The organism is Hwangdonia seohaensis (genome assembly GCF_031932625.1).
Taxonomy (GTDB): domain Bacteria; phylum Bacteroidota; class Bacteroidia; order Flavobacteriales; family Flavobacteriaceae; genus Hwangdonia; species Hwangdonia seohaensis.
In genome coordinates this window covers 77,032-93,802 of the sequence record NZ_JAVSCK010000002.1, presented here as the reverse complement: position 1 = coordinate 93,802, position 16,771 = coordinate 77,032, and the positions used below count along the sequence as shown (strand labels likewise).

At 36.4% G+C, this 16,771-nt stretch carries 16 protein-coding genes; 7 read left to right on the top strand and 9 right to left on the bottom strand.

Annotated features, from left to right (window positions below; translation table 11 throughout):
* Positions 1-2: 2 nt before the first annotated feature.
* Genes RNZ47_RS05735 through RNZ47_RS05725 form a run of 3 tightly spaced genes read right to left on the bottom strand, consistent with a single transcriptional unit; the run spans position 3 to position 2,455 of the window.
* Entirely contained in the window at positions 3-680 is a 678-nt protein-coding gene (locus tag RNZ47_RS05735) for a metal-dependent hydrolase (RefSeq protein ID WP_311937698.1), read from the bottom strand.
* A 32-nt stretch (positions 681-712) separates the two neighbouring features.
* Positions 713-1,615, bottom strand: coding sequence for a 1,4-dihydroxy-2-naphthoate octaprenyltransferase (gene menA / locus RNZ47_RS05730; RefSeq protein WP_311937696.1), 903 nt, complete (start codon positions 1,613-1,615; stop codon positions 713-715).
* Positions 1,616-2,455: a 1,4-dihydroxy-2-naphthoyl-CoA synthase gene (locus RNZ47_RS05725; protein ID WP_311937693.1), complete on the bottom strand. Its 840-nt coding sequence runs from the start codon at positions 2,453-2,455 to the stop codon at positions 1,616-1,618. It lies immediately after the preceding gene.
* Between the two features lie 54 nt (positions 2,456-2,509).
* On the opposite strand from RNZ47_RS05725, the gene RNZ47_RS05720 reads away from it, so the two are divergent.
* Both RNZ47_RS05720 and RNZ47_RS05715 read left to right on the top strand, forming a co-directional pair.
* Positions 2,510-3,616: a C1 family peptidase gene (locus RNZ47_RS05720; RefSeq protein WP_311937691.1), complete on the top strand. Its 1,107-nt coding sequence runs from the start codon at positions 2,510-2,512 to the stop codon at positions 3,614-3,616.
* Positions 3,617-3,759: 143 nt separating this feature from the next.
* On the top strand, positions 3,760-3,936 hold the full coding sequence (locus tag RNZ47_RS05715; RefSeq protein ID WP_311937689.1) for a hypothetical protein: 177 nt from the start codon (positions 3,760-3,762) through the stop codon (positions 3,934-3,936).
* Positions 3,937-3,947: 11 nt separating this feature from the next.
* Here the strand turns inward: RNZ47_RS05715 and RNZ47_RS05710 are convergent, their stop codons facing one another.
* A complete protein-coding gene (locus RNZ47_RS05710; protein WP_311937687.1) occupies positions 3,948-4,613 on the bottom strand; it encodes a uracil-DNA glycosylase in 666 nt (221 codons plus the stop codon).
* A 63-nt stretch (positions 4,614-4,676) separates the two neighbouring features.
* On the opposite strand from RNZ47_RS05710, the gene RNZ47_RS05705 reads away from it, so the two are divergent.
* Positions 4,677-6,170 (top strand): YfcC family protein, encoded by a 1,494-nt coding sequence (locus RNZ47_RS05705; RefSeq protein ID WP_311937685.1) that lies wholly within the window; start codon positions 4,677-4,679, stop codon positions 6,168-6,170.
* Positions 6,171-6,174: 4 nt separating this feature from the next.
* On the opposite strand, the gene holA is transcribed toward RNZ47_RS05705, so the two are convergent.
* Entirely contained in the window at positions 6,175-7,179 is a 1,005-nt protein-coding gene (holA, locus tag RNZ47_RS05700) for a DNA polymerase III subunit delta (RefSeq protein WP_311937683.1), read from the bottom strand.
* 109 nt (positions 7,180-7,288) lie between these two features.
* On the opposite strand from holA, the gene RNZ47_RS05695 reads away from it, so the two are divergent.
* From RNZ47_RS05695 to RNZ47_RS05680, 4 genes are all read left to right on the top strand, one after another.
* Positions 7,289-7,744: a type I restriction enzyme HsdR N-terminal domain-containing protein gene (locus RNZ47_RS05695; RefSeq protein WP_311937681.1), complete on the top strand. Its 456-nt coding sequence runs from the start codon at positions 7,289-7,291 to the stop codon at positions 7,742-7,744.
* Between the two features lie 13 nt (positions 7,745-7,757).
* Positions 7,758-8,054, top strand: a complete 297-nt coding sequence (locus RNZ47_RS05690) for a barstar family protein (protein WP_311937679.1) — start codon at positions 7,758-7,760, stop codon at positions 8,052-8,054.
* Positions 8,055-9,044: a glycosyltransferase family 2 protein gene (locus RNZ47_RS05685; RefSeq protein WP_311937677.1), complete on the top strand. Its 990-nt coding sequence runs from the start codon at positions 8,055-8,057 to the stop codon at positions 9,042-9,044.
* Between the two features lie 98 nt (positions 9,045-9,142).
* Complete coding sequence (locus tag RNZ47_RS05680) at positions 9,143-9,982, top strand: OmpA family protein (RefSeq protein WP_311937675.1); 840 nt, start codon at positions 9,143-9,145, stop codon at positions 9,980-9,982.
* A 264-nt stretch (positions 9,983-10,246) separates the two neighbouring features.
* Here RNZ47_RS05680 and RNZ47_RS05675 read toward each other — a convergent pair whose 3' ends face one another.
* From RNZ47_RS05675 to dnaK, 4 genes are all read right to left on the bottom strand, one after another.
* Entirely contained in the window at positions 10,247-11,524 is a 1,278-nt protein-coding gene (locus RNZ47_RS05675) for a hypothetical protein (protein ID WP_311937673.1), read from the bottom strand.
* Positions 11,525-11,585: 61 nt separating this feature from the next.
* On the bottom strand, positions 11,586-12,533 hold the full coding sequence (locus RNZ47_RS05670; RefSeq protein ID WP_311937671.1) for an NAD(P)H-dependent flavin oxidoreductase: 948 nt from the start codon (positions 12,531-12,533) through the stop codon (positions 11,586-11,588).
* Positions 12,534-12,595: 62 nt separating this feature from the next.
* Entirely contained in the window at positions 12,596-13,825 is a 1,230-nt protein-coding gene (locus RNZ47_RS05665) for a class I SAM-dependent rRNA methyltransferase (RefSeq protein WP_376717819.1), read from the bottom strand.
* 282 nt (positions 13,826-14,107) lie between these two features.
* Positions 14,108-16,015, bottom strand: a complete 1,908-nt coding sequence (gene dnaK / locus RNZ47_RS05660; RefSeq protein WP_311937667.1) for a molecular chaperone DnaK — start codon at positions 16,013-16,015, stop codon at positions 14,108-14,110.
* Positions 16,016-16,771 lie beyond the last annotated feature (756 nt).

Below are 16,771 nucleotides of genomic sequence, written 5' to 3'. Positions count from 1 at the left end.
AACTACAACTCCAAACTCTCGCCAATTTTTAATAGCATTAAATCTTTACCTTTTTCAAAAAACTTGCGTTTGGCAACTTCGTGATCAATTTCAATATAGCCAAACGTATCAAAATGATAGCCTAAAATTTTATCACATGCTACAAAATCGCTGGCCAAAATAGCATCATCGATACCCATTGTGAAATTATCGCCAATTGGAAGAATCGCTAAATCTAATTTTGTTTGAAGTGGAATCAATTTCATATCAAAAGTTAAAGCCGTATCGCCGGCGATATAAATATTTTTGTGCTCGCCTTCAATTACAAAACCACCTGGTTGCCCACCATAACTACCATCGGGAAATGATGACGTATGAATGGCATTAACGTATTTTACACTTCCGAACTCGAAATCCCAAGTGCCACCATGATTCATGGGATGGCCTTCCAATCCCAAATTCTCGAAGTGCGAAACAATTTCAAAATTAGAAACAATAACGGCATCGGTTCGTTTTGCAATGGCTTCAACATCCAAAATATGATCTTGGTGCGCATGGGTTAGCAAAATATAATCTGCCTTAAGCGTATTTATATCAATATGTGACGCTTTATCATTTCCCGTAATGAAAGGATCGACTAAAATATGAGTGTCCTCAACTTGAATGCCCAAACTCGCGTGACCGTAAAATGTGATTTTCATGTGTTCTAAATTTTAACAGAAAAATACAAAAACTATAACAAATGTCCAATTCCCATTAAAATAGCTAAAAACACCGTGGTTAAGGCTAATTTTTTCAGTTCGGGATCTAACAATTTAGGCTCTTTAATGTTGTTTATTTTTTTTATGTGAACAATTAATGGCCAATAGGCAACCACAAAAATTAAATTTAATGGCGAGGTATAATACAAAATGCCGAATAACCCCGATAAAATTATAGCGGATACTATAAGCACCGTGTGATAAATTTTAACTTTATTTTGTCCCAATTTTACCGCTAGTGTAATTTTATTCGATTTTTCATCCGAAATTATATCACGCATGTTGTTCAAATTTAAAACGCCCATACTCAACAAGCCGATAGTGCAGGCTGGCAAAAAAACCACATGGTCAATGGTTTTCGCGTACAGTACATAACAACCAATAACGCTTACCAATCCAAAAAAAACAAAAACAAAAACATCGCCTAAACCTCGGTAGCCATAAGCATTTTTTCCAATAGTATAGCGCATTGCCGCTACAACACTTGCAATACCCAATACAAAGAAGAGCAAGGTGAGTAAAAAATGTTTAACGCCAAAAGCCGTAAATACTAGAGCGAAAGCCAATGTTATTGAAATTAAAATATTAATTCGGATGGCATGAAACATATCATCGGGTGATATTTTACCACTTTGAATGGCGCGCTCCGGCCCTATACGGTCTTTATTATCGGTGCCTTTAATACCATCGCCATAATCGTTTGCCAAATTGGAAAGTATCTGTAAACTTAGGGTCGTTAAAATAGCCAGAACACAGATTTTCCAGTTAAAATAACCATTATATGCCGCTAAACAAGTCGCTAAAATAATTCCGGAAACCGATAGCGGTAGCGTTCGTAAACGCATGGTTGAAATCCAAATAGAGATATTTTTCATTTACGGAATCCATTTTTTTACAAAGTTAGGTTTTCGTTTTTCAAGAAAAGCATTTCGACCTTCAATAGCCTCGTCGGTCATATAGGCTAAACGGGTTGCTTCGCCAGCAAATACCTGTTGCCCTACCATGCCATCATCAGTTAAATTCATAGCGAATTTTAGCATTTTAATTGATGTTGGCGATTTTGCCAATATTTCCTGAGCCCAGTTATAAGCGGTATCCTCTAATTCGTCATGCGGAATTACGGCATTTACCATACCCATATCGTTAGCTTCCTGAGCGGAATAATTCCGACCCAAAAAGAAGATTTCACGGGCTTTTTTCTGTCCCACCATTTTTGCCAAATATGCCGACCCATAGCCGCCATCAAAACTGGTTACATCGGCATCGGTTTGTTTAAAGATAGCGTGCTCTTTGCTTGCTAAAGTTAAATCGCAAACCACATGTAAACTATGTCCGCCTCCTACTGCCCAACCAGGAACCACTGCAATAACTGCCTTTGGCATAAACCGGATAAGCCGTTGCACTTCCAATATGTTTAACCGGTGGTAGCCATCTTCTCCCACATAACCTTGATGTCCCCTGGCTTTTTGGTCACCACCCGAACAAAAACTCCAAACGCCATCTTTGGTTGATGGCCCTTCGGCCGATAACAATACCACCCCTATATTTACATCTTCGTTGGCATCATAAAAGGCATCATAAAGCTCGCTGGTTGTTTTTGGACGGAAAGCATTTCGAACATTTGGTCTATTAAACGCAATTCGTGCTACGCCATTATATTTTTTATAGGTAATATCTTGATATTCTTTAGCGGTTACCCATTTTGCTTGTTCCATTTTTTATATTTTAGTCAAAAATAAATTTTATTTCATTAAAACACTTGTTTCAGCATGAAAAATAGCCTTATTGTAGTCATTTTAATTTTTGTTTCATTTTTAAGCAATTCGCAATCTTATGAATTTGAAACCCTAATAGATTTAGAAACAACCGATGTGATTAGCCAAGGCAATACGGGAACTTGCTGGAGTTTTTCTGCATCGTCGTTTTTGGAAAGTGAAATCATGCGTACTACGGGCAAAAAAATAGATTTATCAGAAATGTACACCGTACGAAACACCTATCCGAAAAAGGCTTGGAATTACATTATGCGACAAGGCAAAGCACAGTTTAGCGAAGGCGGTTTAGCCCACGATGTAATTAATAGTGTTGCAGATTATGGCTTGGTACCAAACGCTGTGTATCCTGGTTTGGAAGCTCATACAACAAGACACAATCACGCTGAAATGATAGCCGTTTTAAAGGGCATTCTCGATGTTTATATTGAAAATCCCGGGCGCCAGTTATCTCCAAAATGGAAACAGGTAACCGAAAGTGTTTTGGATATTTATTTGGGCAAAAACATATCAACTTTTAATTATGAGGGCGTACAATACACCCCGAAATCATTTTTAAAAATGACTAAAATAAACCCGAAAGATTATATTAGCATTACCTCGTTTTCACACAAACCTTTTAATTCAAGCTTTATACTAAACATTCCGGATAATTTTTCCAACGGGTCGTTTTTAAACGTTAAGCTAGACGATTTAGTGGACATAACAAATAAGGCGCTAAAAGCGGGTTATACTGTTGAATTGGATTGCGATGTAAGCGAAAAAACCTTTTCATCAAAACATGGTTTAGCGGTAATTCCTGAGGATACCATTAACCAAATTGAAGCTTTGGAACGTGTACTGCCGGAAAAAGAAATCACCCAAGGTTTAAGGCAACAAGAATTTGAAAATTACAATACCACCGACGACCATTTAATGCATATTACCGGAATTCTAAAAGACCAAAATGGAACGACGTATTATAAGGTAAAGAATTCTTGGGGTAAAAATTCAGACCGTGTAGCAAATGACGGTTATATATATATGAGTGAGTCTTATTTTAGGTTAAAAACCATTTCTATCATGGTGCATAAAGATGTTTTGCCAAAAAATTTATTGAATTAAAATGAAATAAATTTGAAAATAAATTGAAAAACATAGGTTTGTAGTCTTTTATTTATTATTTTTGTCCAGATTTAAAATTTAATCGGTAAAAACAAGCACTTTAACCTGTTTTTTATTTTATCGATTATTTAATCCCAACATCTATGCTATTTACAATTACCATTTCAATTTCTACGCTCGTTGCTATAAATTTTTTATTGTTAAAATTTAGCAGCAACAAAACAAACAGAACCTCAAAAGTAAATAAAAAACCTATTGTTTTAAAGCCAACTATTGTTTTAAAACAAGAATCTGAAAAACTTGCACCTACAGGAAGTTAACAGCATATATTTTACCAGGCTATCGTTTTATTCCCTTTTTGATTTAATAGTAAATTCACTTTACTAAAGTGCTTATTGCCAAACCAATATCCTCTATTTGCGCTTAACGGAGAAGGATGTCCCGACTCTAAAATACAATGCTTTTTCGTATTGATTAATTTGGCTTTTTGTTTTGCAAAACCGCCCCAAAGTAAAAATACAACTCCTTCTTTATTATCACTTATTAGCTTTATCACTGCATTTGTAAACAGTTCCCAGCCTTTTTTTTGATGGCTACCTGCTAGATGCGCCCTTACTGTTAACGTGGCATTTAACAATAAAACACCTTGGTTTGCCCAACGTGATAAGTTTCCGTTTTTAGGATACGGTATGCCTAAATCGCTTTCAATTTCCTTAAAAATATTAATTAACGATGGCGGATGTGCGATACCTTCATTTACCGAAAAGCACAAACCATTTGCTTGCCCAACGCCATGATAGGGATCCTGACCAATAATTACAACCTTTACATCGTTAAAATGGCACTGATTAAAAGCATTGAATATCTGGTTTTCAGGAGGAAAACAGGTTTCATTTTTATACTCAGATTTAACAAAATCAGCAAGTTTTTTAAAATACGCTTTATCAAATTCGGTTTGTAAATAGGGTTGCCAACTTTTGTGAATTTCTAAGGTCATTTTTATATATCTAAAATTACACTAAAAATATTACTATCTTTCGATTAAATAAAACAATCAGGATTGAAAAAAATAAAATTTCCAACGGCCCAAACCATACTATTAATAATTGCTGGCTTAGTTGCTATTTTAACCTGGTTAGTTCCTTCAGGAAAATACGATTCATTAGCCTATAATAAAACCGAAAATACGTTTACCAAAACAAGTTTAAATAAAACTGTAGAATTAGCAGCTACTCAAGAAACCTTAAATGCCCTGGAAATTAAAATTCCGTTAGAGAAATTCACTAATGGCGATATATGGAAACCTATAAGCATCCCAAATACATATAAGGAAGTTGAAGCCTCTCCTCAAGGCTTTGTTGAATTTATAAAATCTCCCATTAAAGGTATTATTGAAGGTGCAGATATTATTTTTTTAGTGTTAATTATTGGCGGGTTAATTGGTATTATAAATTTTACAGGTGCCTTTGATGCTGGTATTTCTTGGTTGGCAGAAACATTAAAAGGAAACGAGTATATTTTAATTATTTTAGTTACCTTACTTATTGCTGCTGGAGGGACCACCTTTGGTTTAGCAGAAGAAACCATAGCCTTTTACCCTATTCTCATTCCTATATTTTTAGCGGCTAAATATGATGCCTTGGTGCCGTTAGCATGTATTTATATTGGCTCTACTATTGGTACTATGGGCTCTACTACAAATCCTTTTAGCTCTATTATAGCATCTGATGCGGCTGGTATAAATTGGACAACGGGAATTACCGGAAGGTTTATCATGTTGGGTTTAGGCACACTTATTTGTATTTTGTATATCATTAGATATGCAACACGTGTAAAAAAAGACCCTACAAAATCTATTATCTACGATCAAAAAGAAGACATAGAACAACACTTTGGCAATACTACAAACGCTTCTTTAAAATTAACTACGCGGTTACGCATTATCCTTTTCATTTTTATTATGTGCTTTATCGTTATGATTTATGGGGTTTCTCAATTGGAATGGTGGTTTGTAGAAATGACCGTAGTATTCTTAATAGGCGCCATTGCCATAGGTGTTATTGGAAAAATAAAAGAACACGTTTTTGTAGATGTTTTTGTAAAAGGCGCCGGCGATTTATTGGGTGTCGCCATTATTATCGGAATTGCCAGAGGTGTTACTATAATAATGAATGACGGACAAATTAGTGACACCCTTTTGTACTATGCCAGCAACACAACTAACGGCATGAATAAAGGTCTATTTATAAATGTTATGCTATATATTTATGGCGGATTGTCGTTCTTTATTCCTTCATCTTCTGGAATGGCGGTATTAACTATGCCTATAATGTCTCCGTTAGCTGATGGCGTTGGTATGGGAAGGGAAATGGTAGTAAACGCTTACCAATACGGTATGGGCTTGTTCGCATTTGTAAATCCAACAGGGTTAATTTTAGCTTCTTTGGCCATTGTAAAAGTAGGCTACAACAAATGGTTGAAATTTGTAATGCCATTGGTTATCATCCTGTTGCTATTTACGATGCTTGTACTAACTATTTCGGTTTATATATAAAAAATCACGACAGAATCCTAACCAACAACTCCTTTAACAAATCCCCTTGAGGCACGGCATTACTACCAACACCTTTGCTTTTTACATCAAACTCGCGCAACACAGAAACAATGGTACTAACTTTTCGCATCGGGTAGTTTTTGGCCGCCGTAATATATTCGTTTACAAAATAAGGATTCACCTTTAATGCCGATGCCACGTTACGGGGCGATTTATCATTTAACCCATGAAAATGAAGCAGTTGCGAAAAGAAATTAAACAAAAGCGACACCGTAACAACCATGGGGTTGTCCTTTGGGTTTTCGGCAAAATAATTAATGATCTGATACGCTTTAACAGCGTTTCTATCGCCAATAGCCTTTCGTAATTCAAAATTATTAAAGTCTTTGCTAATACCAATGTTCTCTTCGATATGTTCGGGCGAAATTTGAGTGCCTTTGGGCAAAATAATTTGAAGTTTTTCCAACTCGTTATTGATTTTACTCAAATCGGTACCCAAAAACTCAACCAACATTTGCGCCGCTTTAGGGGAAATGGTATATTTTTTTGACGATAGCACTCTGCGAATCCAATCGGCGACTTGGTTTTCGTACAATTTTTTGCTTTCGTAAACAACCCCAACTTTTTTAACAGCTTTATATAAGGCCTTGCGTTTATCAATTTTTTTGTACTTATAGTTTACCACCAAAACCGTGGTTTGTTGCGGATTGTTTGCATAATCCACAAGCTTTTCAATGGTACGCGATAAATCTTGTGCCTCTTTTACTATTACCACTTGACGCTCTGCCATCATGGGGTAACGTTTGGCATTCCCAACAATATCGTCAATGGTCACATCGCGTCCGTAAAGCACCATTTGGTTAAACCCTTTTTCTTCTTCTAAAAGCACATTATCTTCAATAAAATCTGAAATCCTATCAATATAATACGGCTCCTCGCCCATTAAAAAATAAATAGGTTTAAGGTTTTTGTTTTTTATATCGGTAACTAATTGTTTGACTTCGTCCACACCATGTAAATTTAAAACTCCAAAAGAAACAACAATCTATTGGAATTTGGTATTTGAATATTGCGATTTGTTATTTTGTGTTTAACTTTGAAAAAATATTAATATCGCATTGCAAGAGCTCAACTTTCCAAAGTTTTCGTTTCGTTTCAAAAGTAGCGAAAATAAAATTTCTATATTCGATAGTATTCGTAAAAAATTTGTGGTTTTACAACCCGAAGAATGGGTGCGACAACATTGTGTTCAATATTTAATAGAAGAAAAAGGCTATCCGATATCTTTAATTAACGTTGAAAAGGAATTGATTGTGAACACGTTAAAAAAGCGATACGATATTGTGGTTTTTAATCCAGACGGAAGCATCCATTTAATTGTAGAGTGCAAAGCGCCAAACATTGCGATTAACCAAAATACTTTCGATCAAATTGCACAATATAATTTGGTGCTTAACGCGAGTTATTTAATGGTAACCAACGGATTAAATCACTATTATTGCCAAATGGATTTTGAAAAGGAGCGCTATAATTTTTTAAAGGAAATTCCAAAATATAGTAAGCAGTCGCGGTAAACAGCCACAGTCAATGAAAACAAAGTCAGAATATATTTTAAACGGGAGTAGTATCAAAAGTGAAAAAAGTTTTTACAATCAAGTAGAAAAGCAACTCACTTTTGGTTTGACATGGAAAATTGGAAGAAATTTAAATGCTTTTAATGATGTTCTTCGTGGTGGATTCGGTCGTTTTGACTGTGATGAAAAAATAATATTGAAGTGGAAAAACTTCAAAAAAAGTGAAGAATACCTTAGTCAAGCTTTTTTAAATAGAGTATTGGAAATTATTGATGAAAGTGAAAATATTACATTCATTAAGGTTAATTAAATGAAAACAGCCATCGTCATATTAAACTGGAACGGAAAAAAATTGTTGGAGCAATTTTTGCCATCGGTCATTCAGCATTCAAACGAAGCTGAAATTTATGTAGCCGATAATGCCTCGACCGATGACTCTGTCGCATTCATCAAAACCACTTTCCCTACAATTAAAATCATTCAAAATAAAGAAAACGGCGGTTATGCCAAAGGGTACAATGAAGCGTTAAAAAATATTGAAGCTGATGTGTTTTGTTTGTTGAACAGTGATGTGGAAGTGACCAAAAAATGGCTCACTCCTATTATAGATACGTTTAATGCTGAAGAAAATACCGCGATAATCCAGCCTAAAATTTTAGATTACAACAAAAGGGATTATTTTGAATACGCCGGAGCAGCCGGTGGTTTTATCGACAAATTTGGGTATCCGTATTGTCGCGGACGCATATTTAACACCCTTGAAAAAGACAACGGACAATATAACGATACCACTGAGGTTTTTTGGGCATCGGGTGCCTGCTTGTTTATCAGAAAAGAGGTTTTTAATACCTTAAACGGATTTGATGAAGCCTTTTTTGCACACATGGAAGAAATAGATTTATGCTGGCGCGCCAATAATTTGGGATACAAGGTAAAATATGTTGGCAGCTCAACAATTTTTCATGTGGGCGGTGCCACTTTAAGCAATACCCATCCGAAAAAAACTTTTTTAAATTTCAGAAACAGTTTATTCGCCGTAACAAAAAACGCTAAGGGCAACCTTTTCTTTTTAATACTTGCCCGATTAATTCTAGATGGCGTTGCAGGCGTAAAATTTTTATTCGAATTAAAGTTTAAACATATTTTAGCCATTATTAAAGCGCATGTTGGTTTTTACGCGCATTTACCCTATTTACTCAAACAGCGAAAAACACTAAATCAAACCATAAAATATTATCAAAAAACATCCATAGTATTTGCATATTTCGTAAATAAAAATACCCTTTATAAAAGTTTATGAAAGGGTAGTAAAAGTTTTGTTAACAATGCCTTAATCAGGAGTTTTTTTCATACTTTTGCGTATCAACAAAAACAGAAATTTTAATCCATTTAATAATTATGAAAAAAGTTTTATTACTTAGCTTAGCAACTATTTTTTTATTAAGCTCATGTGTATCAAAAAAACAATTTACCGACTTACAAGCAAAACAAAAAGAAACTCAGGATTTGTTAAATTCTGCAACCGTTAAACTAAACTCTTGTTTAGCAGACAAAGCAGCTGTAACAGCAAGAGCAACCGCTTTAGAAGAGCAAATTGCAGATTTGCGTAAAAGCAACGACAACCTACAAATATTATCTGCCAAAGGTGCAAGTAGCATTGAAAAAACACTTGAAAGCATAAAAGAAAAAGAACTAAAAATAACGCGTTTACAAGATGCGCTTACCAAAAAAGACAGCGTAACATTGGCATTGGTAACTAGCCTTAAACGTGAGGTTGGTATTAACGATCCGGATATTGAGGTAAACGTAGAAAAAGGTGTTGTATTTATTTCAATTGCCGATAAACTATTGTTTAAAACCGCAAGCTACAACGTAACTCCTAGAGCCAAAGAAGTTTTAGCCAAAGTGGCTAAAGTTATAAACAGCAAACCAGAATTTGAAGCAATGATCGAAGGTCATACCGATAGCCGATCGTTCCAAAAAGGTGTGTTGTTAGACAACTGGGATTTAAGTGTTAAGCGCGCTACATCAATTGTTCGTGAGTTACAGGATCTTGGTGTAAACCCAGGACAATTAATCGCAGCCGGACGTAGCCATTACGTGCCTTTAGTTGATAACGATACTGCTGAAAACAGAGCAACAAACAGACGTACACGTGTTGTTGTGCTACCTAAAATCGATCAGTTCTACGAAATGATTGAAAAGGAAATGAAAAACCTAGAAGCTGGTGGAAACTAATTAGCTCTCAATTATAATTTTAAAAGCCCAATCTTTCGATTGGGCTTTTTTTTATGCTGATTTTAGCTGAATGCATTTCAATATTATGGCGTTACCCCACCCTTCGACTCTGCTCAGGGCAAGTGGGGTCAGGCTTTCCGTTATATCTTTTTTTCGCGCACTCAAAAAAGGATGCCACTGCAATCCTTAACGCGCTTATTTGCCAAGTGTAGCTCTTGATTAAAGTCCATTTTAATATTGGCATTTTTGGTAAAACAACAAAACTCATTCACTATAACATTCAAAACACGCTATTAATGAGTCTGGTAAATCTATATCCTCCGAACCTTTTAATGCCTCATGGAGTTTACCTCGTTCATCAATTACTTTTTTAAATTCAATGGCATACTGCACAAGGTTGTCCCTTCGGCTTTTAATTTTTTCAACAATCTCCTCTCCATCACGGTTGGCAATGGCTTTGTCCCAAACATGCAAAGCGGATTCAATGGTTTTATCCGTTAATTTTTTCTGTAAAAACTTGGCTTCTCCTATAAAAATAGATTCCGGTGTATTAAGCAGAAAATATCTGTCAAAGGGGTAAACAAGACCAGGTAAAAAATCTATATCTTTTTCAAATGGTCGCAACATGGGTTCTATATTTTTATTAGCAATTAACGACGGAATAACTCCTTCAATATTAAAAAAAGCATTATCACGGTCTGCTGCAATTGGTATGCCCGTATATTGATTGTTGTTTTTTTGAATCGCCCAACCCCATTGTTTTGTGTGCCTATCCCAATCACCAATTAAAAAATCGAATAAGCGCGAGCGCACCAATGCATTTTTATCTATGCTTACTGTTTCTGGATGATTGCGTTTAAGTTCTTGCAAGTCTTCAGTATCCAAAATTTCAATGATATTTTCAAGTGCAGTCCAATTTTTTTTGCTGTCCGATTCGTATTCCAACAAAAACAATCGATTTCCAAATTTATCATTAAAATCACCCAATAATTTTTGCTTGGGAATAAAAACCAACTTGGGATGTGTGTGCAGTACTTTTGATGATTCGGCCAGTTCTGCCGCTAGTATAGCACCATAAGGATGCTGTGCTGAAATACCATCAACAACTATATTTTCGAGGCCTAGGGTTCTTAAAAACTCGGGGATTAAAGGCTGTGGATCCTTATTAACGCTTCGTAAAGTGTAAACAATTCCACTTGGTGCCTTGAGCTTTAACGAGTGTGTTTGTTTACCGCCACCTTCTTTAATTATGCTCATCCCTCCAAAAAGCGTATCTAGATAAACAACCGGTGCTTTTATTGGTGTTGCCCATGCCTCTCTATATTGTTCGCCTTGAATGAGTTTTTTAATGGTTTCACCCTCGTATAGCATGCTTGCTGCGATACGAACCGAATCGTAATCTTTAAAATTTATCGACTCTACGTTATCGATATTTATAAGATGTCCGCGCTCAAACTCTTTGTCTGTACTGGAAACAGACCAATATATTAAACCAATGGCAAGTATTAAAAACAGTAATAGGAATAATAAAAACTTTTTCATTACAGCAATTTAAGAATTTATTACCTCAAACACTATAACTCACAACCTGTTTCATGTTTAATTAAACAACCAAACGTTCAATAATAGCTTTGGTGGGTAAAATTTCTGTGGTGTGCTCAATACTTGGACCTGCCACCCAAACTGTTTTGTAAGTCGCCTTGGTTGCTGCATTTTTTGTGGCATTCATCCCAATGGAGAAACGAATCATCTTCACCCATTTTTTGAGCTTTTTATTCTTATTGAGTAAATTTTCAATCCATGTGGCCTTAGTACCTATTTTTTGGACATAAGGTGTATTGATAACTGTACACGGCGTGCCCGAAATACGTTCGGTCACCACAATGTCGTCAGCGCCGTAATCTACACAAGCTTGTTTGTATTCTTCGGTAACACTGGCTTCGGTTGATGCAATAAACGGACTGCCCACCGATACACCCGCTGCGCCGTAACTCAACATCTTATCAACATCTGCTTTACAACCTACGCCACCGGCAGAAATTATGGGAATGTTGCAATTAGACACCAATTGCTTAATCAAATCTTCAGGCGATTTACCACCTCTATGGCCACCGGCTTTGTTGTTCACAGCTATAACAGCATCGGCACCTAAGTCTTCAACTTTTTTGGCGAACTTTAAATCCACCACATCGCAAAACACTTTGATACCAGCTTTATGTGCTTGGATAATGGTTTCTTCCGGACTGCCTAACGAGGTTATTATAAAATCGCAACCTTCTTCACAAATTACGCGTAACTGATCTTTATATTTAACATTCGATTTGTTTACAATTAAATTAAAACCAAACGAACCACCTTCAACTTTGTTGGCATGCAATTCTTTTATAGCCGCTCGTAATTCATCAAGTGTTCTATAATTAAGTGCCGGAATACAGCCTGCAATACCGCCTTTCATGGCTTCAGTAACCATGGCCACGTTTGATACCAAAAACATGGGCGCTTGAATGATGGGGTATTTAATATTTAAAAGTTGTGTGAGTTTGGTTGCCATTTTTTAAATTGATTTGAGCAAATATAATAAATATTATGCACGCATAACAAATTAAGATAAATCTAATCTAAAAAACGATAATAGCCGGTTTTAAGATAAGCGCCTTCGGGGAAACCTATTGGATGATCGATATCGTGCTGTGTTTTTAAAAGCACCTTAAATGCTCTTTGGGTTTCCAATAGCACTTGATTGTTAATATCGTAAAAAACCTGTGCCTGGATACGGGACGAACACGATGCCAATACCAACAATCCGTTTTTACTTGTAAGCTGTTCACCCAATGCTGCCAATTGCGCATATTTTTTTTTGGCTAGCGCAATTTCCGAAGCTTGTTTGGCAAAACTAGGTGGATCGATAACAACAACATCAAAAGTTGTTTTGTTTTTTATAAGATCATTTAACGCTTTAAAAGCATCATCAGCAATGGTTTTATGTGTTCCGGTGTAAGTGTTTAATTTTCCGTTTTCAATGGCGATTTCCAAAGCTTGTTTGCTAATATCCAAACTGGTTACTTCTTTGGCGCCATTTGCCAGTGCATGAACCGAAAACCCACCAGCATAACTAAACACATCCAAAACCGATTTGTTTTTGCTCCACATACCCACTTGTTTTCTATTGGCGCGATGATCTAAAAAATAACCGGTTTTATGACCTTTGATTACGTTAGCTGAAAAATTAACACCATGTTCAACAAACTGAACGACATCATGTTCCAAGGCTCCAAAAACAACATCGCCGTTTTTAAATTGATGGTTTTTAGACTGCTCTAAACCTCTGCTTAATCGAAGCACAACGGTTTCAGCTTTCGAGGTTTGTTGCAAACTCGGAATAATGGCATCTAAATACGGCAGCCAAATCTCAGAATAAATTTTAACAACCAATACAGTGGCATAAACGTCGGCTATTAAACCCGGAAACCCATCGTTTTCACCAAATAGTAAACGATAACTATTCGTATTTGTTTTTAATAAACCAAGCCGTTTCGCATACGCTTCCTCAATTTTATCTTGAAAAAAAGCGGCATTGATTTGAACCTTTTCCTGCTCGCTATAAAGCATCTTAATGCGAATGGGCGAATGCGCATCATACAACCCCAAACCTATAACCCGGTTTTTATTTTTACCAAAAATGATGGCCAAATCCCCGGTTTTGGCATCATCGTTTATTTTTACAATATTATTGGAAAAAACCCACGGATGTCCTTTTACAACAAACTGTTCGCCTTTAGCGCTAAGCTTAACGGCTAAACGTTTTGGTTTGTAATTTGATTTTATTTTTGGTGAAAAAGGCATTAAAATTTTAATTATAACGATTGAATTTACAAAGAAACGCTTTTTCTGATTCATTTTGCTTCGATTCGGACGCCATCGGAACTTAAGGTCATAATTATACGTTCTATTTTTCAGAAACAAAAAAACGCAACCAAATTAATGATTGCGTTTTTTATTATTATCAACCTGCTGCTCTTCCACTAAGCTAATTCCCCAATATTAATTACTTGTGGAGAATATGGGAATCGAACCCATGCACACAGAATATTTTGATGAGATTCCTGCCTTCGCAGGAATGACAACTTACTTCACTTCCTCAAAATCTACATCTTCCACATCGCTACCTTCTGCTTGACCGTTTTGGCTGGCATCTGGTCCGGGTTGCGCTTCTCCGCCACCTTGAGCTTCAGCTTGTGCTTTGTACATTTCTTCGCTAGCTACTTTCCAAGCTTCGTTTATTTTGTCTAAAGCTGGCGTAATCACCTCAATGTCTTTAGTTTCGTAAGCTTTTTTCAACTCTTCCAAAGCATCTTCGATAGGCTTCTTTTTATCATCGGATAATTTATCGCCAAACTCTTCCAATTGCTTTTCGGTTTGGAAAATCATAGAATCTGCTTCGTTTAATTTCTTAGCATTTTCCGCTGCTTTTGCATCAGCTTCAGCATTCGCTTCAGCATCTGCTTTCATTTTTTGGATTTCCTCTTCAGTTAAACCAGAAGATGCTTCAATACGAATATCTTGGGTTTTATTTGTTGCTTTATCTGTTGCAGTAACGTGAATAATACCGTTTGCATCAATATCGAAAGTCACTTCAATTTGCGGTGTACCACGTCTTGCAGGTGGAATACCATCTAAGTGAAAACGTCCAATGGTTTTGTTGTCGGCAGCCATAGCACGCTCACCTTGTAATACGTGAATCTCAACCGATGGTTGATTATCGGCAGCTGTAGAGAACACTTGCGATTTCTTGGTAGGAATCGTAGTATTCGCTTCAATAAGCTTCGTCATTACATTACCCATGGTTTCAATACCTAATGATAAAGGCGTTACATCCAAAAGCAATACGTCTTTAACATCTCCTGATAAAACACCACCTTGAATTCCAGCTCCTAAAGATACCACCTCGTCTGGGTTTACACCTTTGCTCGGTACTTTTCCGAAGAATTTCTCAACGGCTTTTTGTACGGCAGGAATACGTGTTGAACCACCAACCAAAATAACTTCGTTGATATCTCCTTTTGATAAACCAGCTGCTTTTAATGCAGATTGGCAAGGCTCGATAGTACGTTTTACCAAGTCGTCAATTAATTGCTCAAATTTAGAACGTGTTAAAGTTCGCACCAAGTGCTTTGGTCCACTCGCTGTTGCTGTAATATATGGCAAGTTAATTTCTGTTTGCTCAGAAGATGATAATTCAATCTTCGCTTTTTCGGCTGCTTCTTTTAATCGTTGTAAAGACATCGGGTCTTTGCGTAAATCCAAAGACTCTTCTGCTTTAAACTCATCAGCTAACCAGTTAATGATTTTTTCGTCAACATCATCACCACCTAAGTGGGTATCGCCTTCAGTAGATAATACTTCAAAAACACCATCACCTAATTCAAGAATGGATACATCATGTGTTCCTCCACCAAAATCAAATACAGCAATTTTTTGGTCTGTACTCTTTTTGTCCATGCCGTAAGCTAAAGCTGCAGCTGTAGGTTCGTTAATAATTCTTCTAACTTTTAAACCTGCAATCTCACCTGCTTCTTTGGTAGCCTGACGTTGTGCATCGTTAAAATAAGCCGGTACGGTAATAACCGCTTCGGTTACCGTTGCGCCTAAATAATCCTCGGCTGTTTTCTTCATTTTTTGAAGAATCATGGCCGATAATTCTTGAGGCGTATACAAACGTCCGTCAATATCAACTCGTGGTGTATCGTTATCACCTTTTACCACTTTATATGGTACACGTTCTGCTTCTTTTTTAGATTCAGAATATTTATTACCCATAAAACGTTTAATCGAATAAACAGTTTTTGTAGGGTTAGTTACCGCTTGTCTTTTTGCAGGATCACCAACTTTAATCTCACCGCCTTCAACAAAAGCGATAACCGATGGTGTCGTGCGTTTACCTTCTGCGTTTGGGATAACAACAGGGTCGTTACCCTCCATAACAGAAACGCAAGAGTTGGTTGTTCCTAAATCGATTCCAATAATTTTACTCATAATATTTTATACTTTTAATTTGTTGTGTTTACTTTTTATAATTAGTCTTTTTTAATTCTCAATTTCTACTTATCTAACATTATTGTAACGCCTTTTCTCGTTCCAAGTATGTCCCTTTTTATTAGCATTAAGCTTTAAGGTAAATAAATTATTTTTTGTTCTCATAACATGTAAATCTTCTCAATGTTCATTTTTAATTTCAGGTAGGTTAAGTCAATCATTATGCCAACTCAAAAAGTATGACACAGTGTCATATTTTAGTCGACAGTAAGCAGTTTACAGTCACACTCAAATACAACAAAAACTGCGGCCTCCTGTCATCGGTCTCCTGCCTTCTGCGTATTCTCTCATCTCATTTTTTAATATGGGCGCAACCTTTGCCCTTCGGCTGCGTTCAGGGTGGCAGGTCGGGCTTTCCGCTTATAGTTTTGGCTCGATGCGCGCCTCGCCAAAAGCTGCCGCTGCAATCCCTTGCGCACTTGCTCGCAGCAACAGTAACTTAACGCCTAATATTTTTTCAACACAACACTTTGTCCCTTAGCATCTTTGCGCGACATAAAGGTTTTAAGTCACAGTCGCAGTATTCAATCGCACTCAAACGCAACAAAACCTTCGGTCATCGGCTTTCTATCTTTTACATATCATCTCATCTCTTTTTTCCAATGTAAGTAAAACTATAAACAACCTCCGCTAATCTCCGTGTAACATCCACAATACTAACCCTTCCGTGAAAATCGGTGAAATCCGTGTCAAAAA

What these genes read in the sequence shown, in the direction of transcription:
- RNZ47_RS05690 (WP_311937679.1), top strand. Translation starts at nt 7,758, where the DNA reads ATGAAAACAAAGTCAGAATATATTTTAAACGGGAGTAGTATCAAAAGT.
- RNZ47_RS05735 (WP_311937698.1), bottom strand. Translation starts at nt 680, where the DNA reads ATGAAAATCACATTTTACGGTCACGCGAGTTTGGGCATTCAAGTTGAG.
- dnaK (WP_311937667.1), bottom strand. Translation starts at nt 16,015, where the DNA reads ATGAGTAAAATTATTGGAATCGATTTAGGAACAACCAACTCTTGCGTT.
- RNZ47_RS05670 (WP_311937671.1), bottom strand. Translation starts at nt 12,533, where the DNA reads ATGGCAACCAAACTCACACAACTTTTAAATATTAAATACCCCATCATT.
- RNZ47_RS05685 (WP_311937677.1), top strand. Translation starts at nt 8,055, where the DNA reads ATGAAAACAGCCATCGTCATATTAAACTGGAACGGAAAAAAATTGTTG.
- menA (WP_311937696.1), bottom strand. Translation starts at nt 1,615, where the DNA reads ATGAAAAATATCTCTATTTGGATTTCAACCATGCGTTTACGAACGCTA.
- RNZ47_RS05710 (WP_311937687.1), bottom strand. Translation starts at nt 4,613, where the DNA reads ATGACCTTAGAAATTCACAAAAGTTGGCAACCCTATTTACAAACCGAA.
- RNZ47_RS05715 (WP_311937689.1), top strand. Translation starts at nt 3,760, where the DNA reads ATGCTATTTACAATTACCATTTCAATTTCTACGCTCGTTGCTATAAAT.
- RNZ47_RS05680 (WP_311937675.1), top strand. Translation starts at nt 9,143, where the DNA reads ATGAAAAAAGTTTTATTACTTAGCTTAGCAACTATTTTTTTATTAAGC.
- RNZ47_RS05665 (WP_376717819.1), bottom strand. Translation starts at nt 13,825, where the DNA reads ATGCCTTTTTCACCAAAAATAAAATCAAATTACAAACCAAAACGTTTA.
- RNZ47_RS05675 (WP_311937673.1), bottom strand. Translation starts at nt 11,524, where the DNA reads ATGAAAAAGTTTTTATTATTCCTATTACTGTTTTTAATACTTGCCATT.
- RNZ47_RS05725 (WP_311937693.1), bottom strand. Translation starts at nt 2,455, where the DNA reads ATGGAACAAGCAAAATGGGTAACCGCTAAAGAATATCAAGATATTACC.
- RNZ47_RS05720 (WP_311937691.1), top strand. Translation starts at nt 2,510, where the DNA reads ATGAAAAATAGCCTTATTGTAGTCATTTTAATTTTTGTTTCATTTTTA.